Genomic DNA, 18,832 nt, shown 5'->3' on the forward strand with positions numbered 1-18,832 from the left:
GGATTACGCCTCCCCCAGATAGGCTTTGATCACGTCCGGGTTGTTGCGGATGTCGTCCGGCGTGCCGTCGGCCAGGGGAGTGCCCTGGTTGATCACGTAGATGTGGTCGGAAATGCTCATCACCAGCTTCATGTCGTGCTCGATCAGCAGCACGGTGACATTGTGCTCGTCACGCAGCACGCTGATCAGCGCTTTCAGGTCTTCGGTTTCACGCGGGTTGAGACCGGCGGCCGGCTCGTCGAGCATGAGGATGCTCGGGCGCGTCATCATGCAGCGGGCGATTTCCAGGCGACGCTGCTGACCGTACGCCAGGGTGCCGGCGCTGCGGTTGGCGAAGTCCACGAGGTCGACCTGTTCCAGCCAGTGGGCGGCGTAGTCCATGGCCTCGCGCTCGCTGCGGCGGAATGCCGAGGTTTTGAACAGACCCGCCAGGTAGCTGGTGTTGAGATGGCGATGCTGGGCGATCAGCAGGTTTTCCACCGCCGTCATGTCCTTGAACAGACGCACGTTCTGGAAGGTGCGTACCACGCCCTTGCGGGCGATCTTGTGGCCGGGCAGGCCTTCGATCGCTTCGCCATTGAGGCGGATGCTGCCGGAGCTCGGCTGATAGAAGCCGGTCAGGCAGTTGAAGACGGTGGTCTTGCCGGCGCCGTTCGGGCCGATCATCGAGACCACCTGCTTTTCCTTGACATTCAGGCCCACCCCGTTGACGGCCAACAGACCGCCGAAACGCATGGACAGGCCGCTTACTTCGAGAATCGTGCGGCTCATCGCTTCAGCTCCAGGTGGGGACGTTGCATCGGCAGCAACCCTTGCGGGCGCCATATCATCATGAAGATCATGACCAGGCCGAAGATCAGCATGCGGTACTCGCTCAGCTCACGCATCTCCTGCAGCATCACCATGACGATGGCGGCGAGGATAACGCCCAGCTGAGAGCCCATGCCGCCGAGTACGACGATGGCGAGGATCATCGCTGACTCGATGAAGGTGAACGACTCTGGCGTTACCAGGCCCTGACGGGCAGCGAAGAAGCTGCCGGCGAAACCGGCCAGGCTGGCACCGATGGTGAAGGCCGAAAGCTTGATCACGGTCGGGTTCAGGCCCAGCGCACGGCAGGCAATCTCGTCTTCGCGCAGTGCTTCCCAGGCACGCCCGATCGGCATGCGCAGCAGGCGGTTGACCAGGAACAGGGTCAGCAGCACCAGCAGCAGGGCGATCAGGTAGAGGAAGATCACCTTGTACTGGGAGTTGTAGGCGATTTCGAAGTAGCCGTGGAAGGTCGGCATGTCGGCCGGCACGCGGCGCTCGAAGGACAGACCGAACAGGGTCGGCTTGTTCTCGTTGGCGATACTCAGGCCGTTCGGGCCACCGGTCAGTTCGGTCAGGTTACGCAGCAGAATGCGGATGATCTCGCCGAAGCCCAGGGTCACGATGGCCAGGTAGTCGCCGCGCAGGCGCAGCACCGGAAAACCGAGCAGGAAGCCGAACAGCGCAGCCATCATGCCGGCGATCGGCAGGCACATCCAGAAACTCAGGCCGAAGTAATGCGAGAGGATCGCATAGCTGTAGGCGCCGACTGCATAGAAACCGACGTAACCCAGGTCGAGCAGACCGGCCAGACCCACCACGATGTTCAGGCCAAGGCCGAGCATCACGTAGATCAGGATCAGCGTGGCGATATCCACCGAACCGCGGCTGGCGAAGAACGGCCACACCAGCGCCACCATGACCATCGCCAGAATGATCCAGCGCTGGGTGGAGGGCAGGGTGAGGAAGTTGCCGATCTGACCGGAGCCGCTGGGCAGCTTGGGCAGTTTGGCCCAGGCCGGAGTCAGCCGGTCACGCAGCAATTGCCATAGGAAGATCAGCGTAGCGGCACCGCCGATGCACCAGAGTTCGAATGCAGTTGCGCCTTCCACGCGCAGGCTGATGCCGACGGTGGAGAGTTTCAGGCCCAGTACCGGGTAGGAGATGATCAGCACCAGCAGGGCGCTGAAAATCGCGGATTTGATGTTCCGGCTCATACCTTTTCCACCTCCGGGCGGCCAAGGATGCCGGTTGGACGGAACAGCAGCACCAGCACCAGCAGGCTGAACGCCACCACGTCCTTGTATTGATCACCGAAGATATCGGCGCCGAAGGCTTCGGCCACGCCCAGCAGCAGGCCGCCGAGTACCGCGCCAGGGATGCTGCCGATGCCGCCCAGTACCGCAGCGGTGAAGGCCTTGATGCCGGCGAGGAATCCAAGGTGCGGGTTGATCACACCGTAGTTCATGCCCAGCAGTACCGAGGCGATGGCGGCCAGTGCAGCACCGATGACGAAGGTCAGGGCGATGATGTTGTTGGTGTTGATGCCGAGCAGGTTGGCCATCTTCAGATCTTCGGCGCAGGCGCGGCAGGCGCGGCCCAGGCGCGAACGGGAGATGAACAGGGTCAGGCCGATCATGGTGACGAACGTGACGATGAAGATCAGCACCTGCATGTAGGACACCACCACGCCGTTGGCGGCGCTTTCACCGAGGATGAAATTGCCCGGCAGCAGGCTGGGAATGGCCTTGTCCTTGGAGTCCTGTGAGAGCAACACCGCGTTTTGCAAGAAGATCGACATACCGATTGCGGAGATCAGCGGGATCAGACGGTTGCCGCCACGCAGGGGGCGGTAGGCCACCCGTTCGATGCTGTAGCCGTAGGCGCTGGTGACGATCATGGTGGCGGCGAACGCCGCGATCATCACGAAGGGCACGGCTTCCAGGCCGAACATGGCGAGGCCGGCGATAACGGTGAAGGCTACGTACGAGCCAATCATGTAAACCTCGCCATGGGCGAAGTTGATCATGCCGATGATGCCGTAGACCATGGTGTAGCCGATGGCGATCAGGGCATAGGTGCTGCCAATGGTCAGGCCATTTAGCAACTGTTGCAGGTAGTGATAAAGATCAGGCATTGCCTAACTCCTGGGCGCTTGCGTAAAGCGGCGCTTGTGGCGCAGCGCGAGGCCGGAATTCTTCTAATAAACAAAGCCCACTGCTCGCGCAGTGGGCTTTGGCTCAGACAGGAAGCTTACTTGGCTTCGGACTTGGTGCCGTCCTGGTGCCACTCGTACACCACGAAGCTGAAGTCCTTCAGGTCACCCTTCTCGTCGAAGGCCAGGGCGCCGGTGGGGGTGTCGAAGCTGTTGGCGCGCAGGGCAGCCGCTACCTTGGCGGTATCGGTATCGCCGGCTTTCTCGATGCCTTCGGCGATCACCTGAACGGCAGCGTAGGCCGGGAACACGAACGGACCGCTCGGGTCTTCGTTCTTGGCCTTGAAGGCCTCGACCAGCGCCTGGTTCTTCGGATCCTGGTCGAAGGACTTCGGCAGGGTGACCAGCAGGCCTTCGGAAGCCGGGCCAGCGATGGCCGAGATTTCCTTGTTACCCACACCTTCCGGGCCCATGAACTTGACGTTCAGGCCGCGCTCTTTGGTCTGGCGCAGCAGCAGGCCCAGCTCCGGGTGGTAGCCGCCGTAGTAGACGAAGTCGACGCCAGCCTGGTTGAGCTTGGCGATCAGTGCCGAGAAGTCCTTGTCGCCGGCGTTGATGCCTTCGAACAGGGAAACCTTCACGCCTTTGCCTTCCAGGGTCTGCTTGACCGCGGTGGCGATACCTTCACCGTACTGCTGCTTGTCGTGAATGACGGCGACGTTCTTCGGCTTGACGTGGTCAGCGATGAAGTTGCCGGCGGTCGGGCCTTGCAGGCTGTCCAGACCGATAGTGCGGAAGACCAGCTCGTAGCCACGAGCGGTGATGTCCGGGCTGGTAGAAGCCGCGGTGATCATCAGGATGCCTTCGTCTTCGTAGATGTCGGAAGCCGGCTGAGTAGAGCTGGAGCACAGGTGGCCAACCACGAACTTGACGCCGTCGTTGACGATCTTGTTGGCAACGGCAACGGCCTGCTTCGGATCGCACGCGTCGTCATAGACCACGCCTTCGAGTTGGGCGCCGTTGACGCCGCCGGCCTTGTTGATCTGCTCGATGGCCATCTTGGCGCCGATGAATTGCATCTCACCGTACTGAGCAACGGCACCGGTCACCGGACCGGCCAGACCGATCTTGATGTTGTCGGCCGCCATCGAATAGCTGGCCGCCCCCGCCAGTGCCATTGCCGCGAACAGCTTGGAAATCTGCTTAGTAGCCTTGTTCATGAGTGCTCCACTCTTGTGTTTTTCGTTGTTGTAGTTCTTGCGGCCGAAGCTGCAGAACCGGGTTCGTTACCCCGGTAATGCCTCCGGCAACTGTACCGGAACAGTGTAGAGCGCGGATTTGCGCCTTGAAAAGCCGGCAGCTGGAGGCGAAACGTGGGGTTGTCGCTAAATTGCAAGGAATGTATAGAAAAACGGCGTGGCCTGGGTCGGCTGGCGAGCGTCGCGCGGTTGCCAGGGCAGTTGCCGACGCTATCATTGCGCGCCTGCATTCAAAGCCATCGAGACGGGACACACCATGACGGATCAATCTAGCACCCTCTATGCCAAGCTGCTCGGTGAGACAGCACCGATTCGTTGGCAGGAACTGCAGCCGTTCTTCGCTCGCGGTGCGCTACTCTGGGTCGAGGGTAGTCAGGATCTGGTGGCGGTCGCGCAGGCTGTGGCCGAGAACGATCAGGCTCTAGTCGCGCAATGGATGAACCAAGGCCTGTTGTGCAAGCTCGAAGATTCACGTGCCGAAGATCTGCTCTCGCGTGACCCGCAGTTGTGGGCAGTCGTGGTCGCCCCCTGGGTGCTGGTACAGGAAAGGGCAGGGGATTCGACCCTGCACTGAAATGGCGCGCTGCAGGGCTGTGAGCGGCGAGCTAGACTCTTCGCACGCTCCCGCCAGGGAGTTTTTCGCAGCGTCATGGCAAAGGAGTGAGCCCCATGTTCGAACCTGGTCATCTGCATCGCAGTAATCCGCCTGGCCTGGGCGGGCAACCCGGTTACAGCATCGATTTCTACTACGAGGTGCGCAAGGATTCGCAAGAAGGGCCCATGCTGCATGGGCGTCTGGTGGGCGAGATCGACGGCAAGGCCTTCGAGGAAGTTTTCGAAATGCACCGCGATACTGCGTTCAATTTCGCCAGCGTGATCTCCCGCCTGGTGGCCAAGCATGGCCTGCCGCCCAACCATAGTCCGATCATGCGTGCGCACGCCGAGTACGATGCGATCTTCGAGGACATTCGCGCCAAGCTGCACGCCAAGCCGGGTGAAGCGGTGGACCTCGATCACCTGGAGCGCGACGGCCTGACGTGACCCCTGGCTGTTCGAGGACGAAAAAAAACCGGATTCCAGGATCCGGTTTTTTCATTCTCGGTCGTGCGTCAGGCCGCGACGAAACCAGCGGGGTAGGCCAGCGAGGCTTGGCTGCTCTGGACTTCGGCGATGGTTTCGCGGACGACCTGCTTGGCCAGGCAAGCGCACTTGCCGCACTGGCTGGCGATGCCGAGCGTGCCGCGGACTTCACGATAGCTGCAGCAGCCCTCGTAGACCGCGTCGCGGATTTGAGTATCGGTGACACCTTCACAGAGGCAGACGTACATAAGCAAGGCTCGTCTTGGTGGTTCTGTTCGATGGATCGGATACTAATGTTAATGAGAATGCTTGTCAAAGATCGATTGCGAATGCTCGCATCTCCTGACGAACGGTGTATGAGCGCCGTTGCGCAGATATGAAAAAACCGGCCTGGCCGGTTTTTTCATTGAAGGGTGAATGCGCGGAGGCTCACTGATCGAACTCGTCCCAGCCGCCCATTTCCTTCCAGCGATTGACGATGCCGCAGAACAGTTCGGCGGTCTTCTCGGTGTCGTAGCGTGCCGAGTGCGCTTCCTTGCCATCGAACTCGATACCGGCGGTCTGGCAGGCCTTGGCCAGCACGGTCTGGCCGTAGGCGAGACCAGCCAATGTCGCTGTATCGAAGCTGGAGAAGGGGTGGAAGGGGTTGCGCTTGATGCCGCAACGAGCCACCGCGGCATTGAGGAAGCCCAGGTCGAAGCTGCTGTTATGGCCGACCAGAATCGCACGCTTGCAGCCAGCCGATTTGATCGACTTGCGCAGTCCCTTGAAGATTTCGCCCAGCGCGTGCTCTTCGCTCACTGCCATGCGCAGCGGGTGGTCGAGCTTGATGCCGGTGAATTCCAGCGCGGCCTGTTCGATGTTGGCGCCTGCGAAGGGTTCGATGCGGAAGAAGTGGGTGTGATCCGGATAGAGGAAGCCGCTCTCGTCCATGGCGATGGTGGTCGCGGCGATTTCCAGCAGGGCATCGGTGGCGCAGTTGAAGCCGCCGGTTTCCACATCCACTACCACGGGCAAATAACCGCGAAAGCGCGCCGCCATGGGCGTGCGCGGGCCGGACGGCAGGCTGGGTTCGAGTTCGTCGTCGTAGTTGTCTTCGCTCACGCCTGAGCCTCCAGCAATTTCCAGCGCAGGGTTTCGCCGGCGCGCAGTGGCACCACGCTGTTGTCGCCCAGCGGCAGGGTGGCCGGCACGGTCCACTCCTCACGCACCAGGGTGATGCTGTCGCTGTTACGTGGCATGCCGTAGAAATCCGGGCCGTGGAAGCTGGCGAAGGCTTCCAGCTTGTCCAGCGCACCGCGCTGCTCGAAGGCCTCGGCGTACAGCTCGATGGCCGCATAGGCGGTGTAACAGCCGGCGCAGCCGCAGGCGGCTTCCTTGGCGTGCTTGACGTGCGGTGCCGAGTCGGTGCCGAGGAAGAACTTGACGTTGCCGCTGGTGGCGGCGTCGAGCAGGGCTTCCTGGTGCACGTTGCGCTTGAGGATCGGCAGGCAATAGAAGTGCGGGCGAATGCCGCCAACCAGCATGTGGTTGCGGTTGTACAGCAGGTGGTGCGCGGTGATGGTGGCGCCGACGTTGACCGAGGCGGCCTCGACGAACTGCACCGCGTCGCGGGTGGTGATGTGCTCGAACACCACTTTCAGTGTGGGGAAGCGTTCGACCACGCGGGTCAGGTGCTCATCGATGAAGGCTTTCTCACGGTCGAACACGTCGATCTCGGCGCGGGTCACTTCGCCATGCACCAGCAGCAGCATGCCGACCTCGGCCATGGCTTCCAGCGCCGGGAAGATCTTGTCGATGCTGGTCACGCCCGAGTCGGAGTTGGTGGTGGCGCCGGCCGGGTAGAGCTTGGCGGCATGCACGAAGCCACTGGCCTTGGCCGCGCGCACATCCTCGGGGCTGGTGTTGTCGGTGAGGTACAGCACCATCAGCGGCTCGAAGCGGCTGCCTGCCGGGCGGGCCGCGAGAATGCGCTGGCGATAGGCGTCGGCTTCGGCGGCGTTGCGTACCGGCGGAACCAGGTTGGGCATGATGATGGCGCGGCCAAAAGTGCGCGCGGCATCGCCGACGGTGTGTGGCAGCACCGCGCCGTCGCGCAGGTGAATGTGCCAGTCATCGGGACGCAGGAGAGTCAGGCGGTCGGACATGGAGGCTTCCAGGCGGGTAAAACGTGGCCGCATGTTAACTGAAAAGCGCCTGTTCGCGCTCGCGCCGACGCGACAATCGCACGCCGGGGGTCAAGTTTCCGCGCGCCTGACCGATACCCCGTGAGAATGCCGTGAACCGCCGTGGAGTTGACCGTGCGTGCGCCCAATTTCCTTCTGATCAGCCTGCTGGCTGGCATGCCCTTGTGCCTGCCGGCGCATGCCATCAGCTTCCAGACGCGGCTGGAAAAGGTAGAGTGGACGGTCGAGGGTGACCAGTTCGAGTGTCGCCTGAGCCAGCCGATCAGCAATTTCGGCAGCGGCGAGTTCGTACGCCGCGCGGGTGAACAGGTCACCTTTCGTCTCAAGGCCCGTGAGCGCTGGATGGGGGCGGGGTCGGCGACCTTGCTGGCGGCGGCGGCGCCCTGGCAGCCGGGGCGCGGCGATATCAATCTCGGTGTGGTCAGCGTCGGTAATGGCGAGGTGCCGTTCAACAGTTCGCAGGAGCAGGGGGCGCGGCTGCTCACCGGTCTGCTCGAAGGGCGCAGCCCGCTGGTGCGCCACCGCACCCTCAATGGTGGCGACAATCTGGAAGTACGTTTGCTGCCGGTCAAGTTTCACAAGGCCTATGACGATTACCAGGCCTGTACCGCCAAGTTGCTACCGGTCAATTTCGATCAGATTCGCCAGGCGCAGATCGGTTTTCCCGGTGGCGGCATCGATCTCGATCCGATGGCCAAGGCCAAGCTCGACATCATCCTCGACTTCGTCAAGGCCGACCCGAGCATCAACAGCTTCCAGATCGATGGTCACGCCGACAACAGCGGCAATCGTCTGACCAATCGCGACCTCTCACGCCGCCGTGCGCTGGCCGTGCAGGAGTATCTGGTGGCCGGTGGCGTACCGGTCGAGCAGATCACCATGCGCTTTCATGGCGAGCGTTACCCGCTGGTGCCAAATAATAACGAAGCCAATCGCGCCAAGAACCGTCGCGCGACCCTGCGCCTGGATCGCGTACCCGCGCCGGAAGTCCCGGTACAGAGCGAACCGCAGACCGCTCCACCGACCACCCCGGTCGATCCGGTCGGAAGCACCCCCTCCTGAGCAAAAAACGCTGATTCCCGCCGTCGCTTCGTCGTCACAAGCTGTCGCGCCCCTGTAAATTGGCCCGCAGGGCCAGTAGAATCACCGGTTTTACCGTACAACCCGTGGAGTGATGGCATGGCGGACGTCAAAAAGGTAGTTCTGGCCTATTCCGGTGGCCTGGACACCTCGGTGATCCTCAAGTGGCTGCAAGATACCTACAACTGTGAAGTGGTGACTTTCACCGCCGACCTCGGTCAGGGCGAGGAGGTCGAGCCGGCCCGCGCCAAGGCTCAGGCGATGGGCGTCAAGGAAATCTACATCGACGACCTGCGCGAAGAGTTCGTCCGCGATTTCGTCTACCCGATGTTCCGCGCCAACACCGTCTACGAAGGCGAGTACCTGCTGGGTACGTCCATCGCCCGCCCGCTGATCGCCAAGCGCCTGATCGAAATCGCCAACGAGACTGGCGCCGACGCCATCTCCCACGGTGCTACCGGCAAGGGCAACGACCAGGTGCGTTTCGAGCTGGGCGCCTATGCGCTGAAGCCGGGGGTGAAAGTCATCGCTCCGTGGCGCGAGTGGGACCTGCTGTCGCGTGAGAAGCTGATGGACTACGCCGAGAAGCACGCCATCCCGATCGAGCGCCACGGCAAGAAGAAGTCGCCGTACTCCATGGATGCCAACCTGCTGCACATCTCCTATGAAGGTGGCGTGCTGGAAGACACCTGGACCGAGCACGAAGAAGACATGTGGAAATGGACTGTCTCCCCTGAGGCAGCGCCGGACGCACCGACTTATATCGAGCTGACCTACCGCGCCGGCGACATCGTCGCCATCGACGGCAAGGCCATGAGCCCGGCGCAGGTACTGGCCGAGCTGAACCGCATCGGTGGCGAGAACGGCATTGGCCGTCTGGACATCGTCGAGAACCGTTTCGTCGGTATGAAGTCCCGTGGCTGCTACGAGACCCCCGGCGGCACCATCATGCTCAAGGCTCACCGCGCCATCGAGTCGATCACCCTCGACCGCGAAGTGGCGCACTTGAAAGACGAGCTGATGCCGAAGTACGCCAGCCTGATCTACAACGGTTTCTGGTGGAGCCCGGAGCGTCTGATGCTGCAACAGATGATCGACGCCTCCCAGGCCAACGTGAACGGCGTGGTACGCCTGAAGCTGTACAAAGGCAACGTCATCGTCACTGGCCGCAAGTCCGACGACTCGCTGTTCGATGCCAACATCGCGACCTTCGAGGAAGATGGCGGCGCCTACAACCAGCAGGACGCGGCGGGCTTCATCAAGCTCAACGCCCTGCGCATGCGCATCGCCGCCGGCAAGGGCCGCAAGCTGGTCTAAGCTGATTCACCTGCGCTACAAGGACCCCGGCCAAGTGCCGGGGTTCTGCTTTCCAGAAGAGGAAAACCTGATGAGACTGCTGCATACCATGCTACGTGTCGGCGACCTGGACCAATCCATCGCCTTCTACACCGAAGTGCTGGGCATGACCTTGCTGCGGCGCAAGGATTACCCGGACGGACAGTTCACCCTGGCCTTCGTTGGCTATGGCGACGAGGCACACAACAGCGTGATCGAGCTGACCCACAACTGGGGTGTGGACAGCTACGAACTGGGCACCGGCTACGGTCATATCGCCCTGGAAGTCGAGGATGTCTACAAGGCCTGCGAGGACATTCGCAGTCGGGGCGGCAAGATCACCCGCGAGCCGGGGCCGATGAAGCATGGCAGCAGCATCCTGGCCTTCGTCGAGGATCCGGACGGTTACAAGGTCGAGCTGCTGTCGCCCAAGCGAAGCGATTGACAGTTGGAAATCTTTGTAAGTAAATGCTTACAAAGATAGTGGCTATTCGCTGATCGGCGAGGTGCCCCATGATGGCTGATCCCAAGGCCTTGCGCCTTATTCGCGTGGTTCAGGAGCTGTCGATGGCGAAGGACGTGGACCGTGTGGCGGAGATTGTTCGCAGCGCGGCCCGCGAGCTGACCGGGGCCGACGGCGCCACCTTCGTTCTGCGCGATGGGCAGCAATGTTTCTATCGCGATGAGGACGCCATCTCACCCTTGTGGAAGGGCCAGCGTTTCCCCCTCAGTGCGTGTATCAGCGGTTGGGCCATGCTCAACCGCCGCGCCGCCGTGATCCCCGATATCTATGTCGACTCGCGCATTCCCCATGAGGTGTATCGGCCTACCTTCGTCAAGAGTCTGGTCATGGTGCCCATCCGCACCCTGGAGCCGATCGGCGCCATTGGCACCTATTGGGCGGAGTCTTATCAGGCCTCCGACGAGCAGATTCAGCTGCTGCAGGCCTTGGCCGACTCCACCTCGGTGGCCCTGGAGAATGTCCAGGTCTATGCCGAGCTGGAGCAGCGTGTAGAAGAGCGCACGGCGCAACTGGCCGAGGCCAATCGGCGCTTGCAAGGCGAGGTGCGTGAACGCCAGCTGGCCGAGCAGGCGGTGCGCCAGCTGTCGCTGACCGATGAGTTGACCGGGCTGTACAACCGTCGCGGTTTTCGCCTGCTGGCCGAACGCGAACTGCGTGCGGCGCAGCGGCGCAAGGGCCGTTGCCTGTTGCTGTACGCCGATCTCGATGATCTCAAACCGGTCAATGATCGCTTCGGCCATGGTGCCGGGGATCGTTTGCTCAGGGCGGCGGCCGAAGTGCTCAAGACCCAGTTCCGTACCACCGACGTGATCGCTCGCCTGGGCGGCGATGAGTTCGTCGTGCTGGCCAGCGACTACAGCGATAGCGAAGAGGTGCTGCGGCGTCTTGAGCAGGCATTGCGTGGCAGAGAGGGCGGAGCCGGTCAGAGACTATCAATGAGCATGGGGATCAGCGAATCGTCGCTGAATCCCGACGAGGGGCTCGATAGTCTGTTGGTGCAAGCCGATGCGGCGATGTACGCCAACAAGTGCGCGCGGCGCGCCTTGCGCGCGGTGAGCTGAAACGAAAAAGCCCCGCGGTTGGCGGGGCTTCTTGCGCGGCGCGATCAGATATCGAAATCGTATTCGGCCAGCTGTTTGTGCAGGCGACGTTCTTCGAGGAAGTTGTCGATGATGCGGCGCTTGGTCAGGTTGGTCTTGGCGACTTCTACCGCAGGCTCGGCATCGTCCGATTCTTCCGCGACAAAGTCTTCGTCCAGCTCGAGATCTTCTTTGTCAGTGCTCATCTATTCCACTCCAGGCCAGTTACTGGGGCCGTTTGCGCACCTTATAGCGGCAAAAATAGAGCGGGTAAAAAAGATTTTTTCAATCAGGAGATCGCCAGATTCTATGGTCGATCAATCGTCGGATGTCTTGGCCTTGTACTCGCACAGATCTTCGATGCGGCAGGCGCCACAACGCGGTTTGCGCGCGGTGCAAACATAGCGCCCGTGCAGGATCAGCCAGTGATGGGCGTCGAGCAGATAATCCTTGGGCACGAACTTGAGCAGCTTCTTCTCCACCTCCACCACGTTCTTGCCCGGCGCGATGCCGGTGCGGTTGCTGACGCGAAAAATATGCGTGTCCACGGCCATGGCCAGCTGGCGGAAGGCGGTGTTGAGCACCACGTTGGCAGTCTTGCGGCCGACGCCTGGCAGGGCTTCGAGGTCCTCGCGGTTGTCCGGCACCTGGCTGCCGTGTTTCTCGATGAGAATGCGGCAGGCCTCGATGACGTTCTTCGCCTTGCTGTTGTAAAGGCCGATGGTCTTGATGTACTCGCTCAATCCCTCGACGCCCAGGGCGTAGATGGCCTCTGGCGTATTGGCCACCGGAAACAGCTTGGCCGTGGCCTTGTTGACGCTGACGTCGGTGGCCTGGGCCGATAGCGTCACCGCCACCAGCAGCTCGAAGGGTGTGCTGTAGGCCAGTTCGGTCTTCGGCTCGGGGTTGTCCTCGTGCAGGCGACGGAAGATTTCCAGACGTTTGGCTGCGTTCATTCGATGACTCCGGTAACGCGAACGCGGCGGCTTTGTGCAGGCAGCTCGGGCGCGGCGGCCTTGGCCCGTTCCGCGGCGATCTGATCGATGCGGTTCTTGCCGGCGATCAGCAGGCCCAAGACGATGAAGGCGCCCGGCGGCAGGATGGCCAGCAGAAAGCCCTTGTAGTCCTGCACCAGGGTGAGCTTCCACTCGGCGGCAATCGGGCCGAACAGCAGGTGCATGTTGGCGAACAGTGCACCGGTACCGAGCAGCTCGCGGATGGCGCCGATGAGCACCAGCACCACGCCGAAGCCCAGGCCCATCATCAGGCCGTCATAGGCGGCGCGGGCCGGGTCATGCTTGGCGGCGAAGCCGTCGGCGCGGCCGAGAATCACGCAGTTGGTGGTGATCAGCGGGATGAAGATGCCGAGAATCTGGTACAGCTCATAGGTGTAGGCCTGCATCAGCAGTTCGATGCAGGTCGTCAGCGCGGCAATGATCATGACGAAGGCAGGTAGACGCACGGCTGTATTGACGACGCCGCGGACCAGCGACACGGCGGTATTGGAGCACACCAGCACCACCGCACTGGCCAGGGCCAGGCCGAGGGCGTTGACCGTGGAGTTGCTCACCCCCAGCAGCGGGCACAGGCCGAGCAGCTGCACCAGCGCCGGGTTGTTCTTCCACAGGCCGTTGAAGCTGATTTCGCGGTAACTGGTCATTGTTCGTCCTCCGCCAGGCCCAGCAGTTGGGCGCGGTGCTTGTCGAAGTAGCGCAGGGCGCCGTGCACGGCCTTGACCACGGCGCGCGGGGTGATGGTGGCGCCGGCGAACTGGTCGAACTCGCCGCGATCCTTCTTCACTGCCCAGCCGTCTTCGCCGGGGGTGCTCAGGGACTTGCCCTCGAAGCTGCGCACCCAGTCGCTCTTGGCCAGCTCGATCTTGTCACCCAGCCCCGGGGTTTCTCGGTGGCTGAGCACACGTACGCCAGCCAGGCGACCATCAGCGAAGATGCCCACCAGCAGGTGGATGGCGCCGCTGTAGCCATCCGGTGCGGTCACCGGCAGGATCAGCGCGCTGGGTTGGTCGCCCTTCAAGGCCAGGTAGGCCGACTGCGGGCTGCGGTGGCCCAGCTCGGGGGCGTTGAGCTCGATGCGGTTGTCCAGCAGGTGGTTGTCATAGCTGCCGGCCGGCAGGATCTCGGCCAGGGCGCGCACCTGCGCTTCGCGCTCGGCGGCGGCGATACGCGTGGCGGTGCCCTGTTGCAGCAGGGCGACGCTGCCGACGGTGCCAATGGCGAACAGCCCGAGCACCAGGGCGTTCTTCAGCATCGAGCGGCTGATTTCCGGCAGCATGCTCATTCTCCCAGCTTGAAGCCGCTATTGGGCTTGCGATGGCCGTAGCTGCGCGGCCGGGTGTAGTAATCGATGGTCGGCGCCGCCAGGTTCATCAGCAACACGGCGAAGGCCACCGCGTCCGGGTAGCCGCCCCAGGCGCGGATCACGTAGACCAGTACACCGACGCCGATGCCGAACACCAGGCGCCCGCGATTGCTGGTAGCGCCGGACACCGGGTCGGTGACGATGAAGAAGGCGCCGAGCATGGTGGCGCCGGTCAGCAGGTGAAACAGCGGCGAGCCGTTGGAATCCGAGCCGCTGCCGTTCCAGAACAGCAGGCTCATGACGAACAGCGCGGCGAGCATCCCCACTGGCGCGTGCCAGGTGATCAGGCGTTTGTGCAGCAGGTACAGGCCGCCGGCGAGAAAGGCCAGGTTGACCGCCTCGCTGCCGGCGCCGCCGAAGTGGCCGAAGGCCACATTGCTAGCGCGTAGCTCGTCGATGGTCAGGCTCTTGTTGACCTTCAATGCGTCCAGCGCGGTGGCCTGGGCCCAGCCGTCGGGCAGGTTGGCAATGCCGAGGATGTGCTTGAGACCGTCCAGCGCGGCGACGCCGTGTGGCGCAGGCCAACTGGTCATTTCCACCGGGAAGGAGATCAGCACCACCACGTAGCCGACCATGGCCGGGTTGAAGGGGTTCTGCCCGAGGCCGCCATATAGCTGCTTGCCGAAGCCGATGGCGAAGCCGCAGGCGATCAGGGTCAGCCACCAGGGCGAGTAGGGCGGCAGGGCCAGGGCCAGTAGCACGGCGGTGACCAGGGCGCTGTAGTCCTTGAGGAAGAAGGCCAGCGGGCGTTGGCGCGCTGCCAGCAAGGCGGCCTCGAAGCCCAGCGCGCAGAGGCTGGCCCAGACCAGGTTGAACAGGGTGCCGGCGCCGAACAGCCAGGTCAGCGCGAGGATGCCCGGCACAGTGGCCAGCAGCACCTGCAGCATGACCTGCTGGGTGCGGTTGCTGCCCTTGGCGTGGGGCGATGTGATGCGGGGCAGGGCCATCGGCGCTCCGGTGGTTCTGTTACTGCGTTCGTACTGATCGCAGTGGTGTTCATTCCCCGGATTGCATCCGGGCTACGGTTGTCTGTGCCGCCCGGATGCTCCGATGCGACGGATTATTGCGTGTAGCCCGGATGCAATCCGGGATGATCGTTACGGCTGATAGTCGGCCAGCTTGCGTTCGGCTTCGCTCAGACGAGTGCGTGCCTGCTCCAGTGCATCGGCGGCGGCGTTGTCGTCCCGTTCCAGCTTGCGCAGGTCGGCGCGAGCAAAGGCCACTTCGGTTTTCAAGGCTTTCAGCTCGGCATCCACACCAGGCCGTTCGGTGCGTACCAGTTCCGGGGCAGGCTTGCCCGAGGCCGCCTCGGCGGCGTGCAGGGCCTGTTCGGCAGCGGCCAGGGCATCACGCAGCGGCTGCAGAGTGGCTTCGTCAGCGCCGGCCTTCTCGGCCTTCTTCAGTTCGGCGCGTTTCATCGCCAGCTCGACCTTGGTCTTTTTCAAGGCATCGTCACCGGCGGATTTGGCGGCTGGGGCGGGTATCTGGCTCTCCACATCGGCCAGGGCTCTCTCGGCTTCTTCCAGTTGCTGGCGCAGACGGGCGAGTTCGGCCTGTTGCTCGTCGTCCGGGGTTTCGATCTTCTCCAGCTTGCGCAGCTGCGCCTTGAGCATGGCCGCTTCGATCTTGGCCTTTTTCAAGGCATCGTCACCGGCGGGTTTGGCGGCTGGGGCGGGTGTCTGGCTCTCCAGATCGGCCAGGGCTTTCTCGGCGGCTTCCAGCTGTTGGCGCACACGGGCGATTTCGGCCTGTTGCTCCTCGTCCGGGGTTTCGATCTTCTCCAGCTTGCGCAACTGGGCCTTGAGCATGGCGGCGTCGATCTTGGCCTTTTTCAGCGCCTCGTCGCCGGCTGGCTTGGCCGCGGGGGCAGGCGCCTGGCTTTCCAGGCTGGTTAGAGACTTCTCGGCTTCTTCCAGCTGCTGACGCAGACGGGCGAGTTCGGCCTGCTGATCGTCGTCCGGGTTCTCGATCTTTTCCAGTTTGCGCAGCTGGGCCTTGAGCATGGCGGCTTCGATCTTAGCTTTTTTCAGCGCTTCGTCACTGGCCGGTTTGGGCGCTGGGGCTGGTGCAGCTGCCTGTGCGTCGGCCAGGGCCTTTTGCGCGGCTTCGGCAGCGGCGCGTAGCTCGCTGACCTGCGCCTGCAGTTCGGGCGTATCGTGGGCGGCCAGCTGTTTTTCCGCCTTTTTCAGCGCGACCTGGGCCATGCTGGCTTCGATCTTGAGTTTCTTCAGCGCTTCATCGGCCGGCGCGGCTGCGGCTGCAGGGGGCGCTTCGGCCTGCGCCGCCTTGGCGCGGGCGGCTTTTTCGGCACGGGCTTTGCGCTCGGCTTCCTTCTGTTCCTCGGCGCGGCGCAGGCGTTCCTGGCGCTGCTCGAAACGCTGCTTGGAGTGCTCGGCCTTGAGTTGTTTCTGCTCCAGCTCGCGGATTTCCGCCTTGGCCGCGCGGTAGTACTGCACCAGCGGAATACTCGATGGGCAGACGTAGGCGCAGGCGCCGCACTCGATGCAGTCGAACAGGTTGTGCGCCTTGAGCTGTTCGTGCTCCTGGCCCAGGGCGAAGAAGTGCAGCTGCTGCGGCAGCAGGCTGGCCGGGCAGGCCTCGGCGCATTCGCCGCAGCGGATGCAGGGCAAGGGCGGCGGCGGTGGCGGCAGTTCGGCGGCGGTACTGGCCAGCAGGCAGTTGGCGGTCTTGATCAGCGGCACGTCGAGCGAGGTCAGGGTGAAGCCCATCATCGGTCCGCCCATGATCAGGCGATTGAGTTTGCTGGTGTCCAGCCCGGCAAACTCCAGCAGCTCGCCCACTGGCGTGCCGAGCAGCGCCTCGACGTTACCCGGCCGCGCCAGTGCTTCGCCGGTCAGGGTGGTAATGCGCGAGATCAGCGGCTTGCCCAGCACCACCGCGTCGTGAATGGCCGTGCAGGTACCGACGTTCTGGCAGAGGATGCCGATATCGGCCGGCAGGCCGCCCGAGGGCACCTCGACACCGGTGAGAATCTGGATCAGCTGCTTCTCGCCGCCGGAGGGGTACTTGGTGGGGAATACCCGCACCTGGTAGCTGCGCTCGCTGCAGGCGCCGCGTACGGCAGCGATGGCCTCGGGCTTGTTGTCCTCGATGCCGATCAGCACCTGATCGGGCTGGATCAGCTGCACCAGGATATCGATGCCGGAAATCAGCTCATCTACGTGCTCGCGCATCAGCAGGTCGTCGGCGGTGATATAGGGCTCGCACTCGGTGCCGTTGATGATCAGCGTGTGGATCTTCTGCGTCGGCCGTGCGGTGAGTTTGACCGCGGTAGGGAAGCCGGCACCGCCCAGGCCGCTGATACCTGCCTCGCGAATCAGCGCCAGCAGCTCGGCCGATTCCATATGCCGGTAGTCGGCATGGGGCGTCAGTTCGCCCCACTCGTCCATGCCGTCGCTGTCGATGACAATGGCCGGCGCCAGCATGCCGGAGACGTGCGGATAGGGCTGCGGGCCGATAAAGCTGACGGTGCCGGAGGTCGGGGCATGCAGCGGCGCGCTGACGAAGCCGTTGGCCTCGGCGATCTTCTGCCCCTTGAGTACCCGCTCACCGACCACCACGCAGGGCTCGGCGACCGTACCGATATGCTGGCCGAGCGGCAAGACCAGGCGCTTGGGCAGCGGCGCCTGCTGGATCGGCGTGCGGTTGGACAGCTCCTTGCGCTCGGCAGGGTGTATGCCACCCGGGATATCCCAGATCTTTTCCTGCGCGCTCATGCCGCCTGCTCCCGGTCGCTGGCGATCAACTGGCCGGGCGCCAGCGGTTTGTCCCATTTCCAGCTCTGCACGGTGCTACCGACCTCGATCATGTCGATGCAGTCGACCGGGCAGGGCTCCACGCACAGGTCACAGCCGGTGCATTCGCTGACGATGACCGTGTGCATCTGCCGCGCCGCGCCGACGATAGCGTCCACCGGGCAGGCCTGGATGCACTTGGTGCAGCCAATGCATTCCGCTTCGCGGATAAACGCGACCATCTGCGGCTTCTCGCCTTCCACCGCATCCAGCGGCTCGGGTTCGACGTCCAGCAGGTCGGCCAGCGCCTGGATGGTCGCCTCGCCGCCGGGCGGGCACTTGTTGATCTTGTCGCCGCCGGCGATCGCCTCGGCGTAGGGCTTGCAGCCGGGGTAGCCGCACTGGCCGCACTGGGTCTGCGGCAGCAGGGCGTTGATCTGCTCGGCGATGGGGTCGCCCTCGACCTTGAAGCGCACCGCGGCGAAACCCAGAATGGCGCCGGCGATCAGGCACAGGCCGAGCAGCGCGAGTACGGCGACCAGAACCAGGCTCATAGCTTGATCAACCCGGCAAAGCCCATGAAGGCCAGCGACATCAGGCCGGCGGTGATCATGCCGATGGCCGCGCCCTGGAAGGATTTCGGCACGTCGGCGATGGCAATGCGTTCGCGCATGGCGGCGAACAGCACCAGCACCAGGGAGAAGCCCAGGCCTGCCGCGAAGCCGTTGGCAGTGGCGGTGATGAAGGTGAACTCGGCCTTGTTGGCGTTGAGCAGGGCGACGCCGAGGACGATGCAGTTGGTGGTGATCAGCGGCAGGAAGATGCCCAGCACGCGATACAGCAGCGGACTGGTCTTGTTCACCACCATCTCGGTGAACTGCACGGTCACCGCGATCACCAGAATGAAGCTGATGGTGCGCAGGAACTCCAGATCCAGCGGCTTGAGCACGTACTGCTGCACCAGGTAGCTGCACATGGCAGCCAGGGTCAGCACGAAGGTGGTGGCCAGGGACAGGCCGATGGCGGTTTCGATCTTCTTCGACACGCCCATGAACGGGCACAGGCCGAGAAACTGCACCAGCACGAAGTTGTTGACCAGGATGGCGCTGACCATGATCAGGACGAGTTCGGTCATCGGATTGCCGTCGAGTGCGCAAAGGCCATAGGAAAAGGGCGCCTATTATCGGGAAG

General features: G+C 63.2%; 21 protein-coding genes. 6 read left to right on the plus strand and 15 right to left on the minus strand.

Annotated elements, in window-relative coordinates; genetic code table 11:
- Window positions 1-3: 3 nt before the first annotated feature.
- From livG to JWV26_RS17565, 4 genes are all read right to left on the minus strand, one after another.
- On the minus strand, window positions 4-771 hold the full coding sequence (gene livG, locus JWV26_RS17550; protein ID WP_017677847.1) for a high-affinity branched-chain amino acid ABC transporter ATP-binding protein LivG: 768 nt from the start codon (window positions 769-771) through the stop codon (window positions 4-6).
- The gene (locus JWV26_RS17555; RefSeq protein ID WP_072422686.1) at window positions 768-2,027 is read right to left on the minus strand and encodes a high-affinity branched-chain amino acid ABC transporter permease LivM; all 1,260 of its coding nucleotides are present in this window, start codon (window positions 2,025-2,027) and stop codon (window positions 768-770) included. The genes livG and JWV26_RS17555 overlap by 4 nt, the downstream gene beginning before the upstream one ends.
- A complete protein-coding gene (gene livH / locus JWV26_RS17560; RefSeq protein WP_072422685.1) occupies window positions 2,024-2,947 on the minus strand; it encodes a high-affinity branched-chain amino acid ABC transporter permease LivH in 924 nt (307 codons plus the stop codon). The genes JWV26_RS17555 and livH overlap by 4 nt, the downstream gene beginning before the upstream one ends.
- 116 nt (window positions 2,948-3,063) lie before the next feature.
- On the minus strand, window positions 3,064-4,185 hold the full coding sequence (locus JWV26_RS17565; RefSeq protein WP_072422684.1) for a branched-chain amino acid ABC transporter substrate-binding protein: 1,122 nt from the start codon (window positions 4,183-4,185) through the stop codon (window positions 3,064-3,066).
- Window positions 4,186-4,480: 295 nt separating this feature from the next.
- On the opposite strand from JWV26_RS17565, the gene JWV26_RS17570 reads away from it, so the two are divergent.
- On the plus strand, window positions 4,481-4,798 hold the full coding sequence (locus tag JWV26_RS17570; protein WP_206417446.1) for a DUF2288 domain-containing protein: 318 nt from the start codon (window positions 4,481-4,483) through the stop codon (window positions 4,796-4,798).
- Between the two features lie 95 nt (window positions 4,799-4,893).
- Window positions 4,894-5,265: a DUF5064 family protein gene (locus JWV26_RS17575; RefSeq protein ID WP_079784281.1), complete on the plus strand. Its 372-nt coding sequence runs from the start codon at window positions 4,894-4,896 to the stop codon at window positions 5,263-5,265.
- A gap of 68 nt (window positions 5,266-5,333) precedes the next feature.
- On the opposite strand, the gene JWV26_RS17580 is transcribed toward JWV26_RS17575, so the two are convergent.
- The 3 genes from JWV26_RS17580 to pyrC all read right to left on the minus strand — a co-directional run bounded on the left by JWV26_RS17580 (window position 5,334) and on the right by pyrC (window position 7,451).
- Window positions 5,334-5,552 carry a bacterioferritin-associated ferredoxin gene (locus JWV26_RS17580; protein WP_004423711.1) on the minus strand — a complete coding sequence of 73 codons (219 nt, stop codon included), beginning with the start codon at window positions 5,550-5,552 and terminating at the stop codon, window positions 5,334-5,336.
- Window positions 5,553-5,733: 181 nt separating this feature from the next.
- Window positions 5,734-6,408 carry a ribonuclease T gene (gene rnt, locus JWV26_RS17585; RefSeq protein ID WP_004423716.1) on the minus strand — a complete coding sequence of 225 codons (675 nt, stop codon included), beginning with the start codon at window positions 6,406-6,408 and terminating at the stop codon, window positions 5,734-5,736.
- On the minus strand, window positions 6,405-7,451 hold the full coding sequence (gene pyrC / locus JWV26_RS17590) for a dihydroorotase (RefSeq protein ID WP_206417447.1): 1,047 nt from the start codon (window positions 7,449-7,451) through the stop codon (window positions 6,405-6,407). Before pyrC ends, rnt begins: the two co-directional genes overlap by 4 nt.
- Before the next feature lie 153 nt (window positions 7,452-7,604).
- Between pyrC and JWV26_RS17595 the strand changes: the two genes are divergently transcribed.
- From JWV26_RS17595 to JWV26_RS17610, 4 genes are all read left to right on the plus strand, one after another.
- Window positions 7,605-8,552: a flagellar protein MotY gene (locus tag JWV26_RS17595; RefSeq protein ID WP_206417448.1), complete on the plus strand. Its 948-nt coding sequence runs from the start codon at window positions 7,605-7,607 to the stop codon at window positions 8,550-8,552.
- Window positions 8,553-8,669: 117 nt separating this feature from the next.
- Window positions 8,670-9,887, plus strand: coding sequence for an argininosuccinate synthase (locus JWV26_RS17600; protein ID WP_074913101.1), 1,218 nt, complete (start codon window positions 8,670-8,672; stop codon window positions 9,885-9,887).
- Window positions 9,888-9,957: 70 nt separating this feature from the next.
- Window positions 9,958-10,350, plus strand: coding sequence for a lactoylglutathione lyase (gene gloA / locus JWV26_RS17605; RefSeq protein ID WP_072422679.1), 393 nt, complete (start codon window positions 9,958-9,960; stop codon window positions 10,348-10,350).
- Window positions 10,351-10,418: 68 nt separating this feature from the next.
- Window positions 10,419-11,489 carry a GGDEF domain-containing protein gene (locus JWV26_RS17610; RefSeq protein WP_072422678.1) on the plus strand — a complete coding sequence of 357 codons (1,071 nt, stop codon included), beginning with the start codon at window positions 10,419-10,421 and terminating at the stop codon, window positions 11,487-11,489.
- Between the two features lie 44 nt (window positions 11,490-11,533).
- Here the strand turns inward: JWV26_RS17610 and JWV26_RS17615 are convergent, their stop codons facing one another.
- The 8 genes from JWV26_RS17615 to rsxA all read right to left on the minus strand — a co-directional run bounded on the left by JWV26_RS17615 (window position 11,534) and on the right by rsxA (window position 18,776).
- Window positions 11,534-11,713, minus strand: a complete 180-nt coding sequence (locus tag JWV26_RS17615) for a PA3496 family putative envelope integrity protein (RefSeq protein ID WP_017677837.1) — start codon at window positions 11,711-11,713, stop codon at window positions 11,534-11,536.
- Between the two features lie 111 nt (window positions 11,714-11,824).
- Window positions 11,825-12,463 carry an endonuclease III gene (gene nth, locus JWV26_RS17620; protein WP_003245598.1) on the minus strand — a complete coding sequence of 213 codons (639 nt, stop codon included), beginning with the start codon at window positions 12,461-12,463 and terminating at the stop codon, window positions 11,825-11,827.
- Window positions 12,460-13,167, minus strand: coding sequence for an electron transport complex subunit E (locus JWV26_RS17625; protein ID WP_072422677.1), 708 nt, complete (start codon window positions 13,165-13,167; stop codon window positions 12,460-12,462). The genes nth and JWV26_RS17625 overlap by 4 nt, the downstream gene beginning before the upstream one ends.
- Window positions 13,164-13,799, minus strand: coding sequence for an electron transport complex subunit RsxG (gene rsxG, locus JWV26_RS17630; protein WP_206417449.1), 636 nt, complete (start codon window positions 13,797-13,799; stop codon window positions 13,164-13,166). Before rsxG ends, JWV26_RS17625 begins: the two co-directional genes overlap by 4 nt.
- Window positions 13,800-13,801: 2 nt before the next feature.
- On the minus strand, window positions 13,802-14,833 hold the full coding sequence (locus tag JWV26_RS17635) for an RnfABCDGE type electron transport complex subunit D (RefSeq protein WP_074913095.1): 1,032 nt from the start codon (window positions 14,831-14,833) through the stop codon (window positions 13,802-13,804).
- Between the two features lie 150 nt (window positions 14,834-14,983).
- Window positions 14,984-17,623 (minus strand): electron transport complex subunit RsxC, encoded by a 2,640-nt coding sequence (gene rsxC / locus JWV26_RS17640; protein WP_206417450.1) that lies wholly within the window; start codon window positions 17,621-17,623, stop codon window positions 14,984-14,986.
- Window positions 17,620-18,195: an electron transport complex subunit RsxB gene (gene rsxB / locus JWV26_RS17645; RefSeq protein WP_012017990.1), complete on the minus strand. Its 576-nt coding sequence runs from the start codon at window positions 18,193-18,195 to the stop codon at window positions 17,620-17,622. The genes rsxC and rsxB overlap by 4 nt, the downstream gene beginning before the upstream one ends.
- The gene (gene rsxA, locus JWV26_RS17650; protein WP_021488430.1) at window positions 18,192-18,776 is read right to left on the minus strand and encodes an electron transport complex subunit RsxA; all 585 of its coding nucleotides are present in this window, start codon (window positions 18,774-18,776) and stop codon (window positions 18,192-18,194) included. The genes rsxB and rsxA overlap by 4 nt, the downstream gene beginning before the upstream one ends.
- Between the last annotated feature and the right edge of the window lie 56 nt (window positions 18,777-18,832).

Origin of the sequence: Ectopseudomonas toyotomiensis (assembly GCF_017167985.1) — a bacterium.
GTDB classification, from domain to species: domain Bacteria; phylum Pseudomonadota; class Gammaproteobacteria; order Pseudomonadales; family Pseudomonadaceae; genus Aquipseudomonas; species Aquipseudomonas toyotomiensis.

Bases quoted from the DNA above. Each gene is read 5' to 3' on its own strand.
- livG (WP_017677847.1), bottom strand. From the start codon at position 771: ATGAGCCGCACGATTCTCGAAGTAAGCGGCCTGTCCATGCGTTTCGGC.
- JWV26_RS17555 (WP_072422686.1), bottom strand. From the start codon at position 2,027: ATGAGCCGGAACATCAAATCCGCGATTTTCAGCGCCCTGCTGGTGCTG.
- livH (WP_072422685.1), bottom strand. From the start codon at position 2,947: ATGCCTGATCTTTATCACTACCTGCAACAGTTGCTAAATGGCCTGACC.
- JWV26_RS17565 (WP_072422684.1), bottom strand. From the start codon at position 4,185: ATGAACAAGGCTACTAAGCAGATTTCCAAGCTGTTCGCGGCAATGGCA.
- JWV26_RS17570 (WP_206417446.1), top strand. From the start codon at position 4,481: ATGACGGATCAATCTAGCACCCTCTATGCCAAGCTGCTCGGTGAGACA.
- JWV26_RS17575 (WP_079784281.1), top strand. From the start codon at position 4,894: ATGTTCGAACCTGGTCATCTGCATCGCAGTAATCCGCCTGGCCTGGGC.
- JWV26_RS17580 (WP_004423711.1), bottom strand. From the start codon at position 5,552: ATGTACGTCTGCCTCTGTGAAGGTGTCACCGATACTCAAATCCGCGAC.
- pyrC (WP_206417447.1), bottom strand. From the start codon at position 7,451: ATGTCCGACCGCCTGACTCTCCTGCGTCCCGATGACTGGCACATTCAC.
- JWV26_RS17600 (WP_074913101.1), top strand. From the start codon at position 8,670: ATGGCGGACGTCAAAAAGGTAGTTCTGGCCTATTCCGGTGGCCTGGAC.
- gloA (WP_072422679.1), top strand. From the start codon at position 9,958: ATGAGACTGCTGCATACCATGCTACGTGTCGGCGACCTGGACCAATCC.
- JWV26_RS17610 (WP_072422678.1), top strand. From the start codon at position 10,419: ATGATGGCTGATCCCAAGGCCTTGCGCCTTATTCGCGTGGTTCAGGAG.
- JWV26_RS17615 (WP_017677837.1), bottom strand. From the start codon at position 11,713: ATGAGCACTGACAAAGAAGATCTCGAGCTGGACGAAGACTTTGTCGCG.
- nth (WP_003245598.1), bottom strand. From the start codon at position 12,463: ATGAACGCAGCCAAACGTCTGGAAATCTTCCGTCGCCTGCACGAGGAC.
- JWV26_RS17625 (WP_072422677.1), bottom strand. From the start codon at position 13,167: ATGACCAGTTACCGCGAAATCAGCTTCAACGGCCTGTGGAAGAACAAC.
- rsxG (WP_206417449.1), bottom strand. From the start codon at position 13,799: ATGCTGCCGGAAATCAGCCGCTCGATGCTGAAGAACGCCCTGGTGCTC.
- JWV26_RS17635 (WP_074913095.1), bottom strand. From the start codon at position 14,833: ATGGCCCTGCCCCGCATCACATCGCCCCACGCCAAGGGCAGCAACCGC.
- rsxC (WP_206417450.1), bottom strand. From the start codon at position 17,623: ATGAGCGCGCAGGAAAAGATCTGGGATATCCCGGGTGGCATACACCCT.
- rsxB (WP_012017990.1), bottom strand. From the start codon at position 18,195: ATGAGCCTGGTTCTGGTCGCCGTACTCGCGCTGCTCGGCCTGTGCCTG.
- rsxA (WP_021488430.1), bottom strand. From the start codon at position 18,776: ATGACCGAACTCGTCCTGATCATGGTCAGCGCCATCCTGGTCAACAAC.